A 17831-nucleotide genomic window follows, 5' to 3' on the forward strand; every position below is an offset into this window, starting at 1 on the left:
GACGCCGTCCAGCTCCTCGGCGGCTACGGCTACACCCGCGACTACCCCGTCGAGCGCATGATGCGCGACGCCAAGATCACCCAGATCTACGAAGGCACCAACCAGGTCCAGCGCATCGTCATGGCCCGCAACCTCCCGTAATCGTCTGTCACTTGAAAGGAGCCAGGCCGTGACCCTGAGGATCGCTGTCTGTGTGAAGTACGTACCCGACGCGACCGGCGACCGCGGTTTCGCCGACGACCTGACGGTCGACCGCGACGAGGTCGACGGCCTGCTGTCGGAGCTGGACGAGTACGCGGTCGAGCAGGCGCTGCGGATCTCGGAAGAGGCCGACGACGCCGCGGTCACCGTCATCACCGTCGGGCCGGACGACGCCAAGGACGCGCTGCGCAAGGCGCTTTCGATGGGCGCCGACAAGGCCGTCCACGTCAACGACGAGGACATCCACGGCTCGGACGTCTTCGCCACCTCCGCGATCGTCGCCAAGGCGCTGGAGAAGACCGGTTTCGACCTGGTCGTCTGCGGCATGGCCTCGACCGACGGCAGCATGGGCGTGCTGCCCGCGCTGCTCGCGGAGCGGCTGAACCTGCCGCAGGTCACGCTGCTTTCGGAGGTCTCGGTCGAGGACGGTGTGGTCAAGGGCCGCCGCGACGGCGACGCCGCCACCGAGCTGATCGAGGCCCCGCTGCCGGCCGTCGTGTCGGTCACCGACCAGTCCGGCGAGGCCCGTTACCCCTCCTTCAAGGGGATCATGGCCGCCAAGAAGAAGCCGGTCGAGGAGCTGGACCTGGACGACCTCGGCATCGACGCCGACGAGGTCGGCCTCGCCGGGTCCTGGACCCTGGTCGACTCGGCGACCCCGCGCCCGGCCCGTACCCAGGGCACGATCGTCACGGACGAGGGCGACGGCGGCAAGCAGCTCGCCGCCTTCCTGTCCGCGCAGAAGTTCATCTGACCGCCCCGCTGTTCACCGTTTCAGGAGCAATGAATCATGGCTGAGATCCTGGTTCTCGTGGACCACGCCGACGGTGCGGTCCGTAAGCCGGCCCTCGAACTGCTGACCCTGGCCCGCCGCATCGGCGAGCCCAGCGCCGTCGTCCTCGGCGCCGGCGAGGCCGCCGCCGCCATCGCGGCCACCGCCGCCGAGTACGGCGCGGCCACCGTGTACGTCGCGGACGGCCCGGAGTTCGCCGAGCAGCTCGTCGTGCCGAAGGTCGACGCGCTCACCCAGATCGCGAAGGACAAGGGCGCCGCAGCGGTGCTCGTCACCTCGTCCGGCGAGGGCAAGGAGATCGCCGCGCGCGTCGCGCTGCGCCTCGAGTCCGGTCTGATCACCGACGCCGTGGAGCTGGAGGCCGGCGAGAAGGGCCCGGTCGCCACCCAGTCCGTCTTCGCCGCCTCGTACCAGGTGAAGTCGACGGTCTCGCACGGCGCGCCGGTCATCACCGTCAAGCCGAACTCCGCCGCGCCCGAGGCCGCCCCGGCCGCCGGCACGGTCGAGAACGTCGCCGTCGCCTTCACGGGCAACGCCGCCAAGGTCGTCTCGCGCACCCCGCGGGTCTCCTCCGGCCGCCCCGAGCTGACCGAGTCCGCGATCGTGGTCTCCGGTGGCCGCGGCGTCGGCGCCGCCGAGGGCTTCGAGGTCGTCGAGAAGCTGGCCGACTCGCTCGGCGCGGCCGTCGGCGCCTCGCGCGCCGCGGTGGACGCCGGCTGGTACCCGCACTCCAACCAGGTCGGCCAGACCGGCAAGCAGGTCTCGCCGCAGCTGTACGTCGCGGCGGGCATCTCCGGCGCGATCCAGCACCGGGCCGGCATGCAGACGTCGAAGACGATCGTCGCGATCAACAAGGACCCGGAGGCCCCGATCTTCGACCTCGTCGACTACGGCGTCGTCGGCGACCTGTTCGAGGTGCTGCCGCAGCTGACGGACGAGATCGGCGCCCGCTAGCCGCTCACTGATCACCGGCGCATACGACGAGAGCCGGTCGGAGGCCCTGGGCCTTCGACCGGCTCTCGTCGTCGGGTTTCCGAATCGGATCCACGCTCGGATCCACGCTCAGATCCAGCCGTCGAGCGGGACCTCGTCGCAGAGTCGGACCACGGGCTCTTCGCCCGGGCGCTCGGAGGCGGCCGCCAACTTCACGCGGACGCCGGGGCGCACCGCGTGCAGGGGGCCGTCGACGCGGCAGCGCACCACGAAGCCCTCGGTCATGTGGACGGGCCACAGGTCCGCCTCGGCCGCGGTGACTCCGCGGCGGACGGAGACGATGCCCTCGCCGGTGCTGCGTTCGGGGGTCAGATCGGTCGACCCGCAGGTCGGGCAGAGCAGGCGCTGGAAGGCCGTGGTGTGACACCACTGGCAGCGCTGGAAGTAGAGCTCCGAGCCGGCCGGCGGCTCGTCGGTCCGGGTGGCGGTCCCGTTCCTGAATCCCGTGTGGAACACGATGCCTTCTCCTTGCACTCGACGGCTCGACTGTGCACGGAGACAATCTATGGCACTGAGTGCCACAAAATAAAGCACTCAGTTCCCTCAGTTTGAGGAACTCGGCCGCCTCACGCCTCGCCGAGTGTCGACTCCACCTCCCGCACCACCCGCCACATCGGGGTGTTGCGCCGGGTGATCACCACGACCACGTCCTCGTCCTCCCGGTCCGCCGGCGCCTCCGCGCCCGCGCCGTCCGGGTTCCAGGTGTCGCGGACGAACTCCAGGGCCCGGTCCACCTCGGCGAGGGGGTCGCCCTCGCCGCCGGAGCGCAGCCAGGACCGCAGGACGTGGTTGTGCGCCGCGACCACGGCGGCGGCCACCACGTTGGCCCGCAGGGTGCCGTCGCGGCGGTCCGCGAAGCGGGTGCGCAGGTAGTCGCCGAGGGTCTTCTCGTACCGCCACACCACGGAGAGCTCGTACGTGCGCAGGCCCGTCACCTCGCGGGTGAGCCGGTAGCGCTGGACGGAGAAGGTGGGGTTCTCCGCGTACATCCGCATCACCAGCCGGGTCGCGTCGCAGACGCGGACCAGCGGGTCGTCGGTGTCCGCGCTGGCGGCGAGGAAGGCCGTCATCTCGGCGAGCGCCTGCTCGTGGTCGGGGAAGACCACGTCCTCCTTCGACGGGAAGTACCGGAAGAAGGACCGCCGGCCGACCCCCGCGGTCTTCACGATGTCGTCGACCGTGGTCTGCTCGTAGCCGTGCTCGAGGAAGAGCTGGAAGGCCGCCGCGACGAGGGCGTCGCGCATCGAGGACTTTGCGGGGCTGGTGCTCATGCCCCGAACCTAACACTCAGATCCCTCGTGCGGCGGCACTTGGTGCCACGCCTGGATCGGCGCGGCCACGCCTGGTTCAGCGCGGCCACGCCTGGTTCAGCGCGCGGCCATGCGCAGCGCGCCGTCCATCCGGATCGTCTCGCCGTTCAGATAGTCGTGCTCGGCGACCATCGTGACCAGCCGGGCATACTCGTTCGGCTCCGCGAGGCGCTGCGGGAAGGTGACGCTCGCGGCGAGCCCGGCGCGGATCTCCTCGCTGAACCCGGCCATCATCGGGGTGTCGACGATGCCGGGGGCGATCGTCACGACCCGGATGCCGTACTGGGCGAGGTCGCGGGCGGCGGTGATGGTCATCCCGGCGACGCCCGCCTTGGAGGCGGCGTACGCGATCTGGCCGACCTGGCCCTCGAACGCGGCGATGGACGCGGTGTTGACCACGAGGCCGCGCTGGCCGTGCTCGTCCGGCTCGTGCCGGGCGATGGCCTCGGCGGCGAGGCGCATCACGTTGAAGGTGCCGAGCAGGTTGACGTTCAGGACCGTCTGGAAGAGGTCCAGGTCGTGCGGGCCCTTGCGGCCCAGGACGCGGGCGGAGGGCGCGATCCCGGCGCAGTTGACGGCGAGCCGCAGCTCCGCGCCGTCGGCCTCGATGCGCGCGAGCGCCTCGCGGACCGGGGCCTCCTGGGTGACGTCGGCGGCGAGCAGGGTGACCCCGTCGGGCTGCGGACCGGCCGCCGCGACGGCCTTGTCCAGGTCCAGACCGTAGACGGTGGCGCCGCGGGCGGCGAGAGCGGCGGCGGTGGCGGCGCCGAGACCCGACGCCGCGCCGGTGACGAGCGCGGCGGAACCGGCGATGTCCATGGAACTCCTCGAATCGTGAACGGATGCGGTGCGCGGCATCCCCGCGGCGGGCGATGCGCCCGGCGGCTCAGCGGGCGGCGAGCTGGCGGCTGATGACGAGTCGCTGAATCTGGTTGGTGCCTTCGAAGATCTGCATGATCTTGGCTTCGCGCATGTAGCGCTCGACCGGGAAGTCGCGGGTGTAGCCGTACCCGCCGAGGACCTGGACCGCGTCCGTGGTCACCTTCATGGCGGTGTCGGTGGCGATCAGCTTGGCCGCGCTGGCCTGGCGGCCGAAGGGGCGGCCGAGGTCACGCCGGCGCGCGGCGTCGAGGTAGGTCGCGCGGGCGGAGTCGACCGCGGCGGCCATGTCGGCGAGCAGGAAGCCGAGGCCCTGGTGGTCGACGATCTTCCGGCCGAAAGTGGTGCGCTCGTTGGCGTACGCGACGGCGGCGTCGAGGGCCGCCTGGGCGAGCCCGGTGGCGCAGGCGGCGATGCCGAGCCGGCCGGAGTCCAGGGCGCTGAACGCGATCTGCAGCCCCTGGCCCTCCTCGCCGATGCGCCGGTCGGCGTCGAGCAGAGCGCCGTCCCAGTGGGCGGAGGTGGTGGGGACCGCCTGGAGGCCCATCTTCCGCTCCGGCTTGCCGAAGGTGAGGCCGGAGGTCGCGCCGGGCGCGAGGAAGCAGGAGATGCCGTGGCCGCCCGGGGCGGTGCGGGCGAACAGCGCGTAGAAGCCGGCCTTGCCGCCGTGGGTGATCCAGGCCTTGTTGCCGGTGATCCGGTACGCGGAGCCGTCGTCCGTGCGTTCCGCCTTGCAGGCGAGCGCGGCGGCGTCGGAGCCGGCCTGCGGCTCGGAGAGGCTGTAGCCGCCGACGGTCTCGCCGGCCAGCATCGCGGGGAGCCAGCGCTCCTTCTGCTCGGGCGTGCCGAAGGAGTGCAGCGGGTGGCAGGCGAGGGTGTGGACGCTGGTGGCGACGGCGACGGCCGCCCAGCGGGCCGCGAGCTCCTCCAGCACCTGGAGGTAGACCTCGTACGGCTGGCCTCCGCCGCCGAACTCCTCGGGGTACGCGAGGCCGAGCAGACCGGCCCGGCCGAGGGTGGCGAACAGGCCCTCCGGGTACGACTCGGCGGCCTCGTGCTCGTCCACACGGGGGGCGAGCTCCTTGTCGGCGATCTCCCGGGTGAGGGCGATCAGGTCCGCTGCTTCGGGGGTGGGGAGCAGGCGGTCGACGTCCATGGCGACTCCAGTGACACGCAAGGGCGCGGGCGAAACGGTACTGCGAGCGGTACCTCAGTACCGTTGAGAGTAGCGCAGACGGTGTCCGCCGTAACCCCCTGAACGGGTCGACCGGCATACTGTTCGGGTGATCGAGACCTCCGGAGCCGACGCCCCGAAGCTGACGGGCCGCGGCGCGGCCCGCCGGTCCGAGCTGTTCGAGGAGCTCGTGGCGCTCCTGGTCGGCGAGGGCTTCGCCCGCTTCACGCTCGACGACCTGGCCGCGCGGCTGCGCTGCTCGAAGCGGACGCTGTACGGGCTCGCGGGCAGCAAGGAGCAGCTCGTCCGAGCGGCGGTGGTGCACTTCTTCCGGCGGGCGACGACCCGGGTGGAGGCGGTCCTGGCCGCGCAGAAGGAGCCGGCCGGGCGGCTGGCCGCCTACCTGCGCGCCGTCGCGGCCGAACTCGCCCCGGTCTCCCCCCAGTTCTTCGACGACGTGGCCGCCTTCGAGCCGGCCGCCGAGGTCTACGAGCGCAACACGCGGGCGGCCGCGGGGCGGGTGCAGCAACTGATCGAGGAGGGCGTCCGCGCCGGCGTCTTCCGCGAGGTGCACGTGGCCTTCGCGGCGGACGTGATCGCGTCGGTGATGGTCCGGATCCAGCAGCGCCAGGTGGCGACGGCGACCGGCCTGAAGGACGCGGAAGCGTACGAGCAGCTGGCGGAGCTGCTGCTGAGCGGGCTACGGAAGGGCTGAGGGGGCGGGGGGCTGAGGGGGCTCCGGAAAGCGGAGGCGCTCGGGGGCTGAGCAGGCTCCGGAAGGACTGAGGGCGTTCACGAACCGGCGCCCACCCCGCCCGACTTCGTATATCTGCGCCGGACGGAGCAGGGCTGGGAGACCGGGGTGTACGAGCGGGGCCGCCACGAGCCGGTCGCCGTGCACGTCACGGAGGCGGAGGCCTGCGCGCATCTGCGCAGTCTCATCTGAGCACTGCGGGCGCGGCCTGCGGGAACGCGGGCTCGGCCAGCCGGACGAGCTCCAGGGCCTGGGCGGGGAACCACTCCCCGGCCCTGGGGTCGACGGTCTGCCGCTCCGGGTCCAGCGGCCCGGCGGCGCCGCGCAGGCAGAGCCCGTCCGACTCCCCCGGCGTCTTGATCCACAGCCGGGCGTCGTGCAGCGGGTCGCCGGTGGCGGCGGTCGGCCGGGCCCCGGCGCCCCGGCCGGGCGGATTGCACCAGTCCTGAGGGTCGGTGTACGTGCCGGCCGGCGGGGTCCACGGGCCGCGCCCGTTGCGGCTGGAGTCGGTGACGAAGTGCGTGGCCCCGGGGTGCTGCGCCAGCCAGGTGCGGGCGGTCTCCCGCGGCCCCTGCTGGTTCGGGCAGGCGGCGGGGTCGCCGCCGCCCGCCGCGTACGCGAGGCAGGACGCGACGAGGCGGCCGTACCAGGCGACGGCGTCGTCGGTGTGGTAGTTCGAGACGTTGACGGCGAAGCCGGTCGCGCGCTCGACCCCCGCCCTGATCAGGCGCGGGACCAGGGAGTTGACAGAGTGCCAGCCCGGGTGCCCGGCGTCGAGGTAGACCCTGACGCCGGCGAGGGGTTCGAGGGCGTCGACGGCGTAGCCGAGTTCGGCGTACCGGGCCGCGGTCTTCGTGCCGGCCGCGTCGTCCTGGCCGCAGTCGGAAGGGAGCAGGGCGAGCCCGTCGGGTTCGAGGACGACCAGCGCCCGGTGCCGCCCGCCGATGCCGCGGGCGACGGCATCGATCCAGGCCCGGTACTCGGCGGTGCTGCCGAGGCCGCCGCCGGAGTAGTGGGAGCAGTCCCGGCCGGGGACGTCGTAGACGACGAAGACCGGCACCGAGCCCTCCCGCGCGGCGGCCCGCACGACGTCCCGCGCCTCCGCCTCGGTCTGTGCCGCGCCCTCGTCGCCGAGCCAGACGGCGTGCGGCGTACGGATCATGGCGAGCAGCCCGGCGGCGTCGCTCCGCTCGTCCTGTCTCAGGAGTTCGCGGTACTGGGCGTGGGCGGCGGGGGAGGCCGCGGGGGTGTGGAACCGGACGGGCGCGGGGGCGGTCGCGGACCAGGCGGCCGGGAGCAGGGCGGACGCCAGGGCGAGGGCGAGGACGGCGATGAAGCTGCGACGCATGAACCGTCCTTCGACGGACCGGGGAGGGCGGAACCGGAGCGTCCCTCCCCCGGCCCCCCGATTCAAGCTCCGCCGCTTCCCGCCGGAGGCGCGTCCCGGGCGAGCGCTCGGCCGATCGGGGAGCGCGCGCCCGGCCCTGTGCGCGTCAGGGGTCGGGGACGTCGTCCGGGTCGTCGTAGAGCTCGGGCGCGAAGCGCCGCAGGGCGTCGCGCAGCCGCTCCCCGTCGATCGTCGTCGGGCGGTCGCGGTCGGGGCTGTAGACCCACAGGCCACCGCCCTCCCGCGGCTCCACGTCGTGCTTGGTGCGCCAGGCCGTGGAGGGCTCGTCGCCCGGGCGGAACCAGGCGGCGACGGCCGAGGCCGAGAGCAGGCTCGAGCCCCGGTTCTCGACGGCGATGCGCTCCAGGGCGTCCCACCTGATCGTGAAGGAGCTCGGGGCAGGCGGCTTGAGCCCGCCGGTCGCGGTGCCGCCCCGCACCTCGTTCTGCCGCCATCCGGTGACGGTGAGCCCGTGCGCGTCGACGGTGATCGTGTCGGACTTCGCCCGCGCCCCGATGCCGAGGCCCACCAGCCAACACGCGAACCCGCCGAGTATGGCGAGCACGCCGAGTCCCAGCAGGCCGTTGAAGTACCACCGGTCGTCCCCGATCTCCAGGGATCCGATCTCCAGGACGGGGTCGCCGACGGTGACGGCCCCGAGGAAGGCCCCGAGGCCGGCGCACCAACGCATCCCGACCGTCCCGACGTACACGCCGTACTCGGTCACCAGATCACCTCTGCTCCGGGTCAGCGTCACGGCCCCGTCCGGGCGCCGCACCGGCTTCCTCGGCCCCGGGTCCATCGGCCGCGTCTCCCGGACGGTAGGGCGTCGCACGGGCGGACGCCGGACGGTCGCGGCCTCCGCGGCGAGCAGCTCCCGAGCCGCCTCGACGGTGGGCCGGGCGGCGGGGTCCTTCTCCAACAGGCCGCGGATCAAAGGCTCCAAACCCCCAGCCCGCTCCATCGGCCGGGGCTCCTCCGTCAGCGCGGCGGTGGGGTTGTCGGCGCGGAACGGGAGGACGCCCTCCACCGCCTCGTACAGCGTCACGCCCAACGAGAAGAGGTCGGCCCGGCCATCGCTCCCGGCCCCCTGCCAGCGCTCCGGCGCCATGTAACCGGGCGAGCCGATGACGAGGGTGGTGCGGGTGAGCCGGGGGTCGGTGAGGGCCAGCGCGATCCCGAAGTCGGCGAGCAGGACGGAACCGTCCGCACCGAGCAGCACGTTGGCGGGCTTGACGTCCCGGTGCACGACGCCCGCCCGATGGGCGGCGTCGAGCGCGCTCAGCAGCGCCGAGGCGACGGCGGCGGCGCGCGAGGGGTCCAGCGGGCCGCCGTCCTTCAACTCATCGGCGAGCGAACGGCCATCGACCCACTGCATGACGATCCAGGGAACCTTCGAGGCGCCCTCGTCGACCTCGACGACGTCATACACGGTGACGATGTGCGCATGATCGCGCAGCCGAGCCGCATGCCGCGCCTCGCGAGCGGCCCGAGCCAACAATTCAGCACGCGCCTCCTCCGGCAACGGCCCGTCAAGACGCACCTGCTTGACCGCCACGTCCACGCCGAGCACAGGATCATGCGCCTGCCACACCTGCCCGAACCCCCCGGCCCCCAGCGCCCGGGTCAAGGCGTACCGCCCGCCGATCACCGCCCCAGGCCGCGCCTCTGCCACCGTCAGCTCCCAACTGCCGTTCCCCTACGGCAAATTCACCGCACTCAGGGGGCTAAGGATAGAGACGCTCTCCTCCCCGGGGGACCCCTTCACAGGAAAGCCGCAAGCGCGCGTCCAGGGTCGGTTCCGCTGCTCCCCGAGAGCCGTGTGGAGCCAGTCCAGGGAACCCTGGGCGAAGACGAGGGGGCGCCCAGGACCTACGCGACGTTCCCGATCCGGCCCGTCGGTTCGTGGGGGCCGTCGTGGTGGATGGGGGTGTGGGCGCCGGTGAGGGAGAGGCCGGTGCCGCCGCGGCGGTTGGCCACGATCTCGGCGCCGATCGACAGGGCGGTCTCTTCGGGGGTGCGGGCGCCGAGGTCGAGGCCTATCGGGGAGCGGAGCCGGGCGATCTCCAGTTCGCTCACGCCCACGTCGCGAAGGCGCTTGTTGCGGTCCTCGTGGGTGCGGCGGGAGCCCATCGCGCCGACGTAGGCGACGGGAAGCTTGAGGGCCAGTTCGAGCAGCGGGATGTCGAACTTGGCGTCGTGGGTGAGGACGCACAGCACGGTGCGGCTGTCGAGTTCGCCCGCCTCGGCGGCGGCCGCCAGATAGCGGTGCGGCCATTCGACGGCGATCTCGTCGGCGTCGGGGAAGCGGGCGGGGGTGGCGAAGACGGGGCGGGCGTCGCACAGGGTCACGCGGTAGCCGAGGAACTTGCCGACCCGGACCAGCGCGGACGCGAAGTCGATGGCGCCGAAGACGATCATGCGCGGCTGGGGCACCGAGGACTCGACCAGCAGGGTCAGCGGCTGCCCGCAGCGGCTGCCGTCCTCGCCGATCTCCACCGTGCCGGTGCGGCCGGCGTCCAGCATCGCGCGGGCCTCGCCCGCCGCGGTGCGGTCCAGCTCGGGGTGGCCGCCGAGGACGCCCTCGTACGTGCCGTCCGGCCGGACGAGCAGCGCCTTGCCGCGCAGCTCGTCCGGGCCGTCGACGATCCGGGCCAAGGCCGCCGCCTCCCCAAAGGCGGCGGCCGCCAGTGCGGCGGGGAAGACCCCGCCGCGTACCGGAGTGACGAGAATGTCGATGATGCCGCCGCAGGTCAGACCGACCGCGAAGGCGTCCTCGTCGCTGTAGCCGAACTGCTCGACGACGGTCTGCCCGTCCTCCAGCGCCTGCAGGCACAGCTCGTACACCGCGCCCTCCACACACCCGCCGGAGACCGAGCCGATCGCCGTGCCGTCGCTGTCGACGGCGAGCGCGGCGCCCGGTTGACGGGGCGCGCTCCCGCCGACCGCCACGACGGTGGCGACGGCGAACTCGCGTCCCTGCTCGACCCACCGGTTCAGCTCATCGGCGATGTCCAGCATCTCGGTCTCCTTGCGGGTGCGGGGAGGGCGACGCTACCGGCGTCAGCCGACGCCGAGCCAGCTCTCGATCGGGTGGATGGCGAAGTACACGATGAAGATCGCGGTCAGCGCCCACATGAAGGCCCCGACCTCCCGCGCCTTGCCCTGCGCCGACTTGATGACGGCGTAGGAGATCACGCCCGCCGCGACACCGGTGGTGATGGTGTACGTGAACGGCATCAGGACCACGGTGAGGAACACCGGGATCGCCACGGAGCGGTCGCTCCAGTCGACGTGCTTGGCGTTCTGCATCATCATCGCGCCGATGACGACCAGGGCCGCGGAGGCGACCTCGGCGGGCACGATCGCGGTGAGCGGGGTGAAGAAGAGGCAGAGGACGAAGAAGCCGCCGGTGACGACCGACGCGAGACCCGTGCGGGCGCCCTCGCCGACGCCGGTCGCGGACTCGACGAAGACGGTCTGGCCGGAGGCGCCGCCGGCGCCGCCGAGGACGCCGCCCGCGCCGTCGATGAACAGCGCCTTGGACAGGCCGGGCATCCGGCCCCGGTCGTCCGCGAGCTTGGCCTCGGTGCCGACGCCCAGGATGGTGGCCATGGCGTCGAAGAAGCCGGCGAGGACCAGGGTGAAGACGATCATGGTGACCGTGATGTAGCCGACGTCGCCCCAGCCGCTGAAGGAGACCTGGCCGATCAGAGAGAAGTCGGGTGTGGAGACCGCGCTGCCGTGCAGCTCCGGAGCGCCCGCGAACCAGGAACCGGCGCCCTTGGCCGGGATGTCGACGACCGTGTTGACGATCGCGGCGACGACGGTGCCCACGACGATGCCGATGAGGATGGCGCCGGGGACGTTACGGGCCTGCAGCGCGAAGATCAGCAGCAGGGTGACGGCGAAGAGCAGGACGGGCCAGCCCTGGAGTTCGCCGAGCGGGCCCAGAGTCACCGGGCCGCCGCCGGGGGACGGGTTCTCGTGCACGAAACCGGCCTTCACGAAGCCGATGATCGCGATGAAGAGGCCGATGCCGATGGTGATCCCGTGCTTCAGGGCGAGCGGGATGGCGTTCATGATCATCTCGCGCAGGCCGGAGACGACCAGGAGACAGATCACGGCGCCATAGGCCACGGACATGCCCATGGCCTGGGGCCAGGTCATCAGCGGGACGACCTGGGAGGCCATCACGCCGGAGACGCTGAGCCCTGCCGCGAGGGCGAGCGGGACCTTGCCCCAGAAGCCCATGAGCAGGGTGGTCACGGCGGCGCATATCGCAGTCGCAGTGATGAGCGCGGGCTGGCTGAGGACGTTTCCGTCCACATCCTTGCCGCCGAGGATCAGGGGGTTGAGCAGGAGGATGTACGCCATCGCCATGAAGGTGGTGATGCCGCCACGCACCTCCGTTCCGACGGTGGATCCTCTTTCGGAGATGTGAAAGTACCGGTCGAGCCAAGAGCGGCCGGAGGGGACGTTCGAGCCGGAGCCCGCGTCCTCTGCGGTGGTCTTGGGCTCCACTGACGACTGGGTCATGGGGCCTACTCCCAAGGTTCAAAGGGGCACCCGCATCAGACTTCCTAAGCTCTGATCTGTGAAGCTGCGGGATTTGGGATATTTCGTTGGCTGCACGACCCGGGGGACGGCCCGAGACGAACGGGTTGAATCAGTACTGCGGGTGAAGCGTGGGTACTGCGGTTCAAGCGGTTCGAGCGGGTACTGCGGTTGAGCGGGTTCAGCGGTTGAGCGGGTCTTGCGGTTCGAGCGGGTACTGCGGTTCGAGCGGGTACTGCGGGTCCCCGGACGGCGTGGGCGCGGAAGTGTGACGTTCCTGGGAGGCACACGCCGTCCGGAGAGGTCCTACAGGGTGCCGGTGAGCGCCTCGGGGCGGACCGGCGTCTTGTTCAGCTCCAGACCCGTCGCGTTCCGGATCGCCGCGAGGACGGCCGGGGTGGACGACAGGGTCGGGGCCTCGCCGAGTCCCCGCAGGCCGTACGGCGCGTTGGGGTCGGCCAGTTCGAGTACGTCGACCGGGATGGTCGGCGTGTCGAGAATCGTCGGGATCAGGTAGTCCGTGAAGGAGGGGTTGCGCACCTTCGCGGTCTTCGGGTCCACGATGATCTCTTCCATCACCGCGACGCCCAGGCCCTGGGTGGTGCCACCCTGGATCTGGCCGACGACGGAGAGCATGTTGAGCGCCTTGCCGACGTCCTGGGCGACAGCGAGCTCGATGACCTTGACCAGGCCGAGTTCGGTGTCCACCTCCACCACCGCGCGGTGCGCGGCGAAGGTGTACTGGACGTGGCCGTCGCCCTGGCCGGTGACCAGGTCGAACGGGACGGTCGGGCGGTGCCGGAACTCGTGCTCCTGGTCGACCGACTCGCCCTCCAGGACGTCCGCCAGGTCCGCGAGGACCTCGCCGCCGTCGGTGACGACCTTGCCGCCTTCGAGCAGCAGCTCGGCGGTGGCCCAGGCCGGGTGGTACGAGCCGAACTTGCGGCGGCCGATCTCGAGGACGGCCTCGCGCACCTTCTCGCAGGTGTTCTTCACCGCGCCGCCGGTCATGTACGTCTGCCGGGAGGCGGACGTCGAACCGGCGGAGCCGACCTGGGTGTCGGCCGGGTGGATGGTCACCTGCGTGACGCCCAGCTCCGTACGGGCGATCTGGGCGTGGACGGTGACACCGCCCTGGCCGACCTCGGCCATGGCCGTGTGGACCATCGCGACCGGCTCGCCGTTGATGACCTCCAGGCGGACCCGGGCGGTCGAGTAGTCGTCGAAGCCCTCGGAGAAGCCGACGTTCTTGATGCCGACGGCGTAGCCGACACCGCGGACGACGCCCTCGCCGTGCGTGGTGTTCGACAGACCTCCGGGCAGCGCGCGGACGTCCGCCTGCTCTCCGGCGGTGACCCACTGCTGCTCCGGCGGCATCGGACGGGCCTTGACCCGGCGCAGCAGCTCGGCGACCGGGGCGGGCGAGTCCACGACCTGGCCGGTCGGCATGACCGTGCCCTGCTCCATGGCGTTCAGCCGGCGGAACTCCACCGGGTCCATGCCCAGCTTCGCCGCGAGCTTGTCCATCTGGGCCTCGTACGCGAAGCAGGCCTGGACGGCGCCGAAGCCGCGCATCGCGCCGCAGGGCGGGTTGTTCGTGTAGAGCGCGACCGCCTCGATCTCGACGTCGTCGATCACGTACGGGCCGGCGCCCAGCGAGGAGGCGTTGCCGACGACGGCCGGGGAGGCCGAGGCGTAGGCGCCGCCGTCAAGGACGATCCGGGCCTTGAGGTGCGTGAGCTTGCCGTCCTTGGTGGCGCCGTGCTCGTAGTGGAGCTTCGCCGGGTGGCGGTGCACATGGCCGAAGAAGGACTCGAAGCGGTTGTAGACGATCTTGACCGGCTTGCCGGTGCGGAGCGCCAGCAGGCAGGCGTGGATCTGCATCGACAGGTCCTCGCGGCCGCCGAAGGCGCCGCCGACGCCGGAGAGCGTCATGCGGACCTTGTCCTCGGGCAGGCCGAGGACCGGGGCGATCTGGCGGAGGTCCGAGTGCAGCCACTGGGTGGCCACGTACAGGTCGACGCCGCCGTCCTCGCAGGGCACCGCGAGGCCGGACTCCGGGCCGAGGAAGGCCTGGTCCTGCATGCCGAAGACGTACTCGCCCTCGACGATCACGTCGGCCCGCTTTCGCGCCTCCGCCACGTTGCCGCGGACGATCGGCTGGCGGTGCACGATGTTCGGGTGCGGGACGTGACCGGCGTGGTGGTCGTCGCGGCCCTCGTGGATCAGCGGCGCGTCGGGAGCGAGCGCGGAGGCCTCGTCCGTGACGAGCGGCAGCTCCCGGTACTCGATCTTGACCTTGGCGGCCGCGCGGCGGGCGGTCTCCGGGTGGTCGGCGGCGATCAGGGCCACCGGCTCGCCGTGGTGCCGTACCCGGCCGTGAGCCAGGACGGGGGTGTCCTGGATCTCCAGGCCGTAGTGCTTCATCTCGGCCGGCAGGTCGTCGTACGTCAGGACGGCGTAGACGCCGGACGTCGCGAGGGCCTCGGAGACGTCGATGGAGACGATCTCGGCGTGCGCGACGGTCGAGCGGAGCGTCTGGCCCCAGAGCATGTCCTCGTGCCACATGTCCGATGAGTACGCGAACTCGCCGGTGACCTTGAGGGTGCCGTCGGGGCGGAGCGTGGACTCGCCGATGCCGCCCCGGGTGTGCCTCTGGGTGACGTTCGTCGGGGTGCCGGACGGAGTGCGGGTGTTCTGCGCCATGGTCAGACCGCCTCTCCCTGTCGGGCGGCCGCCAGGCGGACCGCGTCGAGGATCGTCTCGTAGCCCGTGCAGCGGCAGAGGTTGCCGGACAGGGCCTCACGGATGTCCTGGTCGGACGGGGCGCTCTGCCGCTCCAGGAGCTCGTCGGCGGCGATCAGCAGACCGGGGGTGCAGAAGCCGCACTGGACCGCGCCGGCGTCGATGAACGCCTGCTGGATCGGGGAGAGCGCCACGCCCTCGCCGGTCTGCGAGTCCTGGCCCGGCCGGGCCTCCCACTTCTTGGCCTCGTCGAGCGAGGTGCCGCAGGCGCCGGAGGCACAGCCGCCGCCGTGGCCGCGCTCCGCGCGCTGCTGGGCGAAGTCCGCCAGGCCCTCGACGGTGACGACCTCGCGGCCCTCGACCTGACCGGCGGCGACCAGACAGGAACAGACCGGCACACCGTCCAGACGGACCGTGCAGGAGCCGCACTCGCCCTGCTCGCAGGCGTTCTTGGAGCCGGGCAGGCCCATGCGCTCACGCAGCACGTAGAGCAGGGACTCGCCCTCCCAGACGTCGTCGGCTTCCTGCGGACGACCGTTGACCGTGAAGTTCACGCGCATGGTCATGCAGCTCCCTCAAGCGAGCGGCCGGGGCCGCGGTACTGCTCCCAGGTCCAGCCGAGCTGGCGGCGGGCCATGATGCCGACGGCGTGGCGGCGGTACTTCGCCGTGCCGCGGACATCGTCGATCGGGTTCGCGGCGCCCGAGCACAGGTCGGCGAACTGCTTCGCGATCGACGGGGTGATGATCTTGCCGCTCTCCCAGAAGCCGCCCTCCTCCAGAGCCGCGTTCAGGAAGACCTCGGCCTCCTTGGCGCGGATCGGGGTCGGCGCGGCCGAACCGATGCCGGTCCGGACGGTGCGGGTCTCCGGGTGGAGCGCCAGGCCGAAGGCGCAGACCGCGATGACCATGGCGTTGCGGGTGCCGACCTTCGAGTACTGCTGGGGGCCGTCCGCCTTCTTGATGTGGACGGTCTTGATCAGCTCGTCGGGCTGCAGCGCGTTGCGCTTCACGCCCGTGTAGAACTCGTCGATCGGGATGAACCGGTTGCCGCGCACCGACTCGACCTCGACCTCGGCGCCCGCCGCGAGCAGCGCGGGGTGGGCGTCACCGGCCGGGGAGGCGGTGCCCAGGTTGCCGCCGACGCCGCCGCGGTTGCGGATCTGCGGCGAGGCGACCGTGTGGGAGGCGAGAGCCAGACCGGGCAGCTCGGCGCGCAGGTGCTCCATGATCTGCGTGTAGGGAACGGAGGCGCCCAGGCGGACGTTCTTCTCGCCGACCTCGTACTCGCACAGCTCCTCGATGCGATTGAGGTCCAGGAGGTACTCCGGACGACGGTGGTCGAAGTTGATCTCGACCATGACGTCCGTACCACCCGCGATGGGCACTGCGGTGGGGTGCTCGGCCTTTGCGGCGAGCGCCTCCTCCCAGCTGGCGGGGCGAAGGAAGTCCATGGTGCGGCTCTCTTCTTGCTTCTTGATCGGGGGGTCGACCAGGTTTCTTCTTGATCGTGGGGGGCGACCAGGTTGCTTCTTGGTCGTGGAGGTCGGGGGACCAGAGCGGGGGACGGGTGGCCCTCGACGTCTATTCATGTGCTGTTAACGCGGTGTGTGGCCCAGTACACAAGCCGGGATCGCCCGAGTGCAGTCACCGAAACCATGAAGGAGTTGGCTGCTGCCCACCCTCGTCTTGTAGATTCGAACGAAAGGCGGAGAACTACCACCTCACTGTTTCCCCCCGGAAACAGGAGTACCCGGTAACCGCCCACATCCAGACACCTTCACACCACTGACGAGAAGAACGGCGGCGACGAGATGCGGCTGCGCGCATTGCTGGAGACCGACGCGCTGGGGCTGCGCCTGCTCGGCGGCGAGGAAGAGCTCGACCGGACGGTCCGTGGCGTGATGACGACGGACCTGAAGGACCCCAGCCGCTACCTCTCCGGCGGCGAGCTGGTGCTCAGCGGCCTGGCCTGGTACCGGGAGCCGGCGGACGCGGAGCCGTTCGTCCGGATCCTGGCGTCGGCCGGGGTGGCTGGGCTCGCGGCCGGTGAGGCCGAGCTCGGCGACATCCCCGACGATCTGGTGCAGGCGTGTTTGCGCCACCGCTTGCCGCTGTTTGCGGTGAACGAGTCCGTTGCATTCGCGACGATTACGGAGCACGTTGTTCGACAGGTCTCCGGCGAGCGGGCCGGCGATCTGGCGGCGGTCGTGGACCGGCACCGGCGGCTGATGACCTCCGGCCCGGCCGGCGGCGGCCCCGAGGTGGTCCTGGATCTCCTCGGCTCCGACCTCGACCTCCGGGCCTGGGTACTCTCCCCCACCGGCCGGCAGATCGCGGGCGCGGGCGAGCCGCTGGAGGGCTCGCTCGGCCCGGCCCTGGCCGGCGAGCACCTGGCCGCCACCCGCACCGGCAGGCGGGGCCCGCACCGGGTCTCTGCGGCCGGATCCACGTACTCCCTGTTCCCGATCCGGAACACCGGGCGCGGCGCGCCCTCGGCGTCCCGCGACGTCCGCGAGACGGTCCTGTCCGACTGGCTGCTGGCCGTCGAGGCGGACGCCGGGGAGTGGCCGGCCGCCCGGCTCGACCTGCTCCAGGGCGTCACGCAGCTGATCGCGGTCGAGCGGGACCGGCGGGACGCGGCGCGCACGGTACGCCGCCGGCTGGCGCAGGAGGTCCTTGAGCTGGTCCAGTCGGGCGCCGCGCCCGCCGAGATCGCGGCGCGCCTGCGGGTCGCCGCGCCGGTGCTGCTGCCCGGGCTCGGCACGGCGCCGCACTGGCAGGTCGTCGTCGCCCGCGTCGAGTGGGACCAGGAGGGCGGGACGGGACCGACGGTCGACTCCGGCTCGGTGGCCCAGGCGCTCCTGGAGGAGATCCTGGTCGACCCGGCGACCTCCGGGGCGGACTCCGCCGACCGGATCGCCGTCGCGCACACCGGCGACGAGGCGATCGCCCTGGTGCCGCTGCCGGCGGCCCCGCTGCCGGACAGCGAGGACGAGACCGCGCCGGCGCTCGGCCTGCACGCGGACGCGCTGCTCG

Annotated in this window: 16 protein-coding genes; 5 read left to right on the forward strand and 11 right to left on the reverse strand. The window is 72.0% G+C overall.

The features are described from left to right. The 3 genes from VIU94_RS20730 to VIU94_RS20740 form a co-directional block, all read left to right on the forward strand. Positions 1–141: acyl-CoA dehydrogenase family protein (locus VIU94_RS20730; RefSeq protein WP_329849561.1), on the forward strand; the 141-nt coding region annotated here is incomplete at its 5' end. 28 nt (positions 142–169) lie between these two features. Beyond that, positions 170–955: an electron transfer flavoprotein subunit beta/FixA family protein gene (locus tag VIU94_RS20735; protein ID WP_331913330.1), complete on the forward strand. Its 786-nt coding sequence runs from the start codon at positions 170–172 to the stop codon at positions 953–955. A 36-nt stretch (positions 956–991) separates the two neighbouring features. Continuing rightward, positions 992–1948, forward strand: a complete 957-nt coding sequence (locus tag VIU94_RS20740) for an electron transfer flavoprotein subunit alpha/FixB family protein (RefSeq protein WP_331913331.1) — start codon at positions 992–994, stop codon at positions 1946–1948. 108 nt (positions 1949–2056) lie between these two features. Here VIU94_RS20740 and VIU94_RS20745 read toward each other — a convergent pair whose 3' ends face one another. From VIU94_RS20745 to VIU94_RS20760, 4 genes are all read right to left on the reverse strand, one after another. Next, positions 2057–2443 carry a PhlB family protein gene (locus VIU94_RS20745; RefSeq protein WP_331913332.1) on the reverse strand — a complete coding sequence of 129 codons (387 nt, stop codon included), beginning with the start codon at positions 2441–2443 and terminating at the stop codon, positions 2057–2059. A gap of 110 nt (positions 2444–2553) precedes the next feature. Then, on the reverse strand, positions 2554–3258 hold the full coding sequence (locus VIU94_RS20750; protein ID WP_331913333.1) for a TetR/AcrR family transcriptional regulator: 705 nt from the start codon (positions 3256–3258) through the stop codon (positions 2554–2556). Positions 3259–3354: 96 nt separating this feature from the next. Beyond that, complete coding sequence (locus tag VIU94_RS20755) at positions 3355–4116, reverse strand: SDR family NAD(P)-dependent oxidoreductase (RefSeq protein WP_331913334.1); 762 nt, start codon at positions 4114–4116, stop codon at positions 3355–3357. Positions 4117–4183: 67 nt separating this feature from the next. Then, positions 4184–5332, reverse strand: a complete 1149-nt coding sequence (locus tag VIU94_RS20760) for an acyl-CoA dehydrogenase family protein (protein ID WP_331913335.1) — start codon at positions 5330–5332, stop codon at positions 4184–4186. Between the two features lie 127 nt (positions 5333–5459). Here VIU94_RS20760 and VIU94_RS20765 point away from each other — a divergent pair, with 127 nt between their 5' ends. After that, positions 5460–6065, forward strand: a complete 606-nt coding sequence (locus VIU94_RS20765; RefSeq protein ID WP_331913336.1) for a TetR/AcrR family transcriptional regulator — start codon at positions 5460–5462, stop codon at positions 6063–6065. 223 nt (positions 6066–6288) lie between these two features. Here the strand turns inward: VIU94_RS20765 and VIU94_RS20770 are convergent, their stop codons facing one another. The 7 genes from VIU94_RS20770 to VIU94_RS20800 all read right to left on the reverse strand — a co-directional run bounded on the left by VIU94_RS20770 (position 6289) and on the right by VIU94_RS20800 (position 16246). Next, positions 6289–7452, reverse strand: coding sequence for a glycoside hydrolase family 6 protein (locus VIU94_RS20770; protein ID WP_331913337.1), 1164 nt, complete (start codon positions 7450–7452; stop codon positions 6289–6291). Between the two features lie 145 nt (positions 7453–7597). Then, the gene (locus tag VIU94_RS20775; protein WP_331913338.1) at positions 7598–9166 is read right to left on the reverse strand and encodes a serine/threonine-protein kinase; all 1569 of its coding nucleotides are present in this window, start codon (positions 9164–9166) and stop codon (positions 7598–7600) included. A gap of 197 nt (positions 9167–9363) precedes the next feature. Then, positions 9364–10512: an XdhC family protein gene (locus tag VIU94_RS20780; RefSeq protein ID WP_331913339.1), complete on the reverse strand. Its 1149-nt coding sequence runs from the start codon at positions 10510–10512 to the stop codon at positions 9364–9366. Positions 10513–10554: 42 nt separating this feature from the next. Next, a complete protein-coding gene (locus tag VIU94_RS20785; protein ID WP_331913340.1) occupies positions 10555–12030 on the reverse strand; it encodes an NCS2 family permease in 1476 nt (491 codons plus the stop codon). A 324-nt stretch (positions 12031–12354) separates the two neighbouring features. Then, on the reverse strand, positions 12355–14754 hold the full coding sequence (pucD, locus tag VIU94_RS20790; protein ID WP_331913341.1) for a xanthine dehydrogenase subunit D: 2400 nt from the start codon (positions 14752–14754) through the stop codon (positions 12355–12357). A 2-nt stretch (positions 14755–14756) separates the two neighbouring features. After that, positions 14757–15353, reverse strand: a complete 597-nt coding sequence (locus VIU94_RS20795; RefSeq protein ID WP_331913344.1) for a (2Fe-2S)-binding protein — start codon at positions 15351–15353, stop codon at positions 14757–14759. 2 nt (positions 15354–15355) lie between these two features. Beyond that, entirely contained in the window at positions 15356–16246 is an 891-nt protein-coding gene (locus tag VIU94_RS20800; protein ID WP_331913342.1) for an FAD binding domain-containing protein, read from the reverse strand. A gap of 360 nt (positions 16247–16606) precedes the next feature. Here VIU94_RS20800 and VIU94_RS20805 point away from each other — a divergent pair. After that, positions 16607–17831 (forward strand): PucR family transcriptional regulator ligand-binding domain-containing protein (locus tag VIU94_RS20805; RefSeq protein WP_331913343.1); only part of this gene is annotated, 1225 nt, incomplete at its 3' end.

This window comes from Streptomyces sp. (assembly GCF_036566765.1).
Classification (GTDB): domain Bacteria; phylum Actinomycetota; class Actinomycetes; order Streptomycetales; family Streptomycetaceae; genus Streptomyces.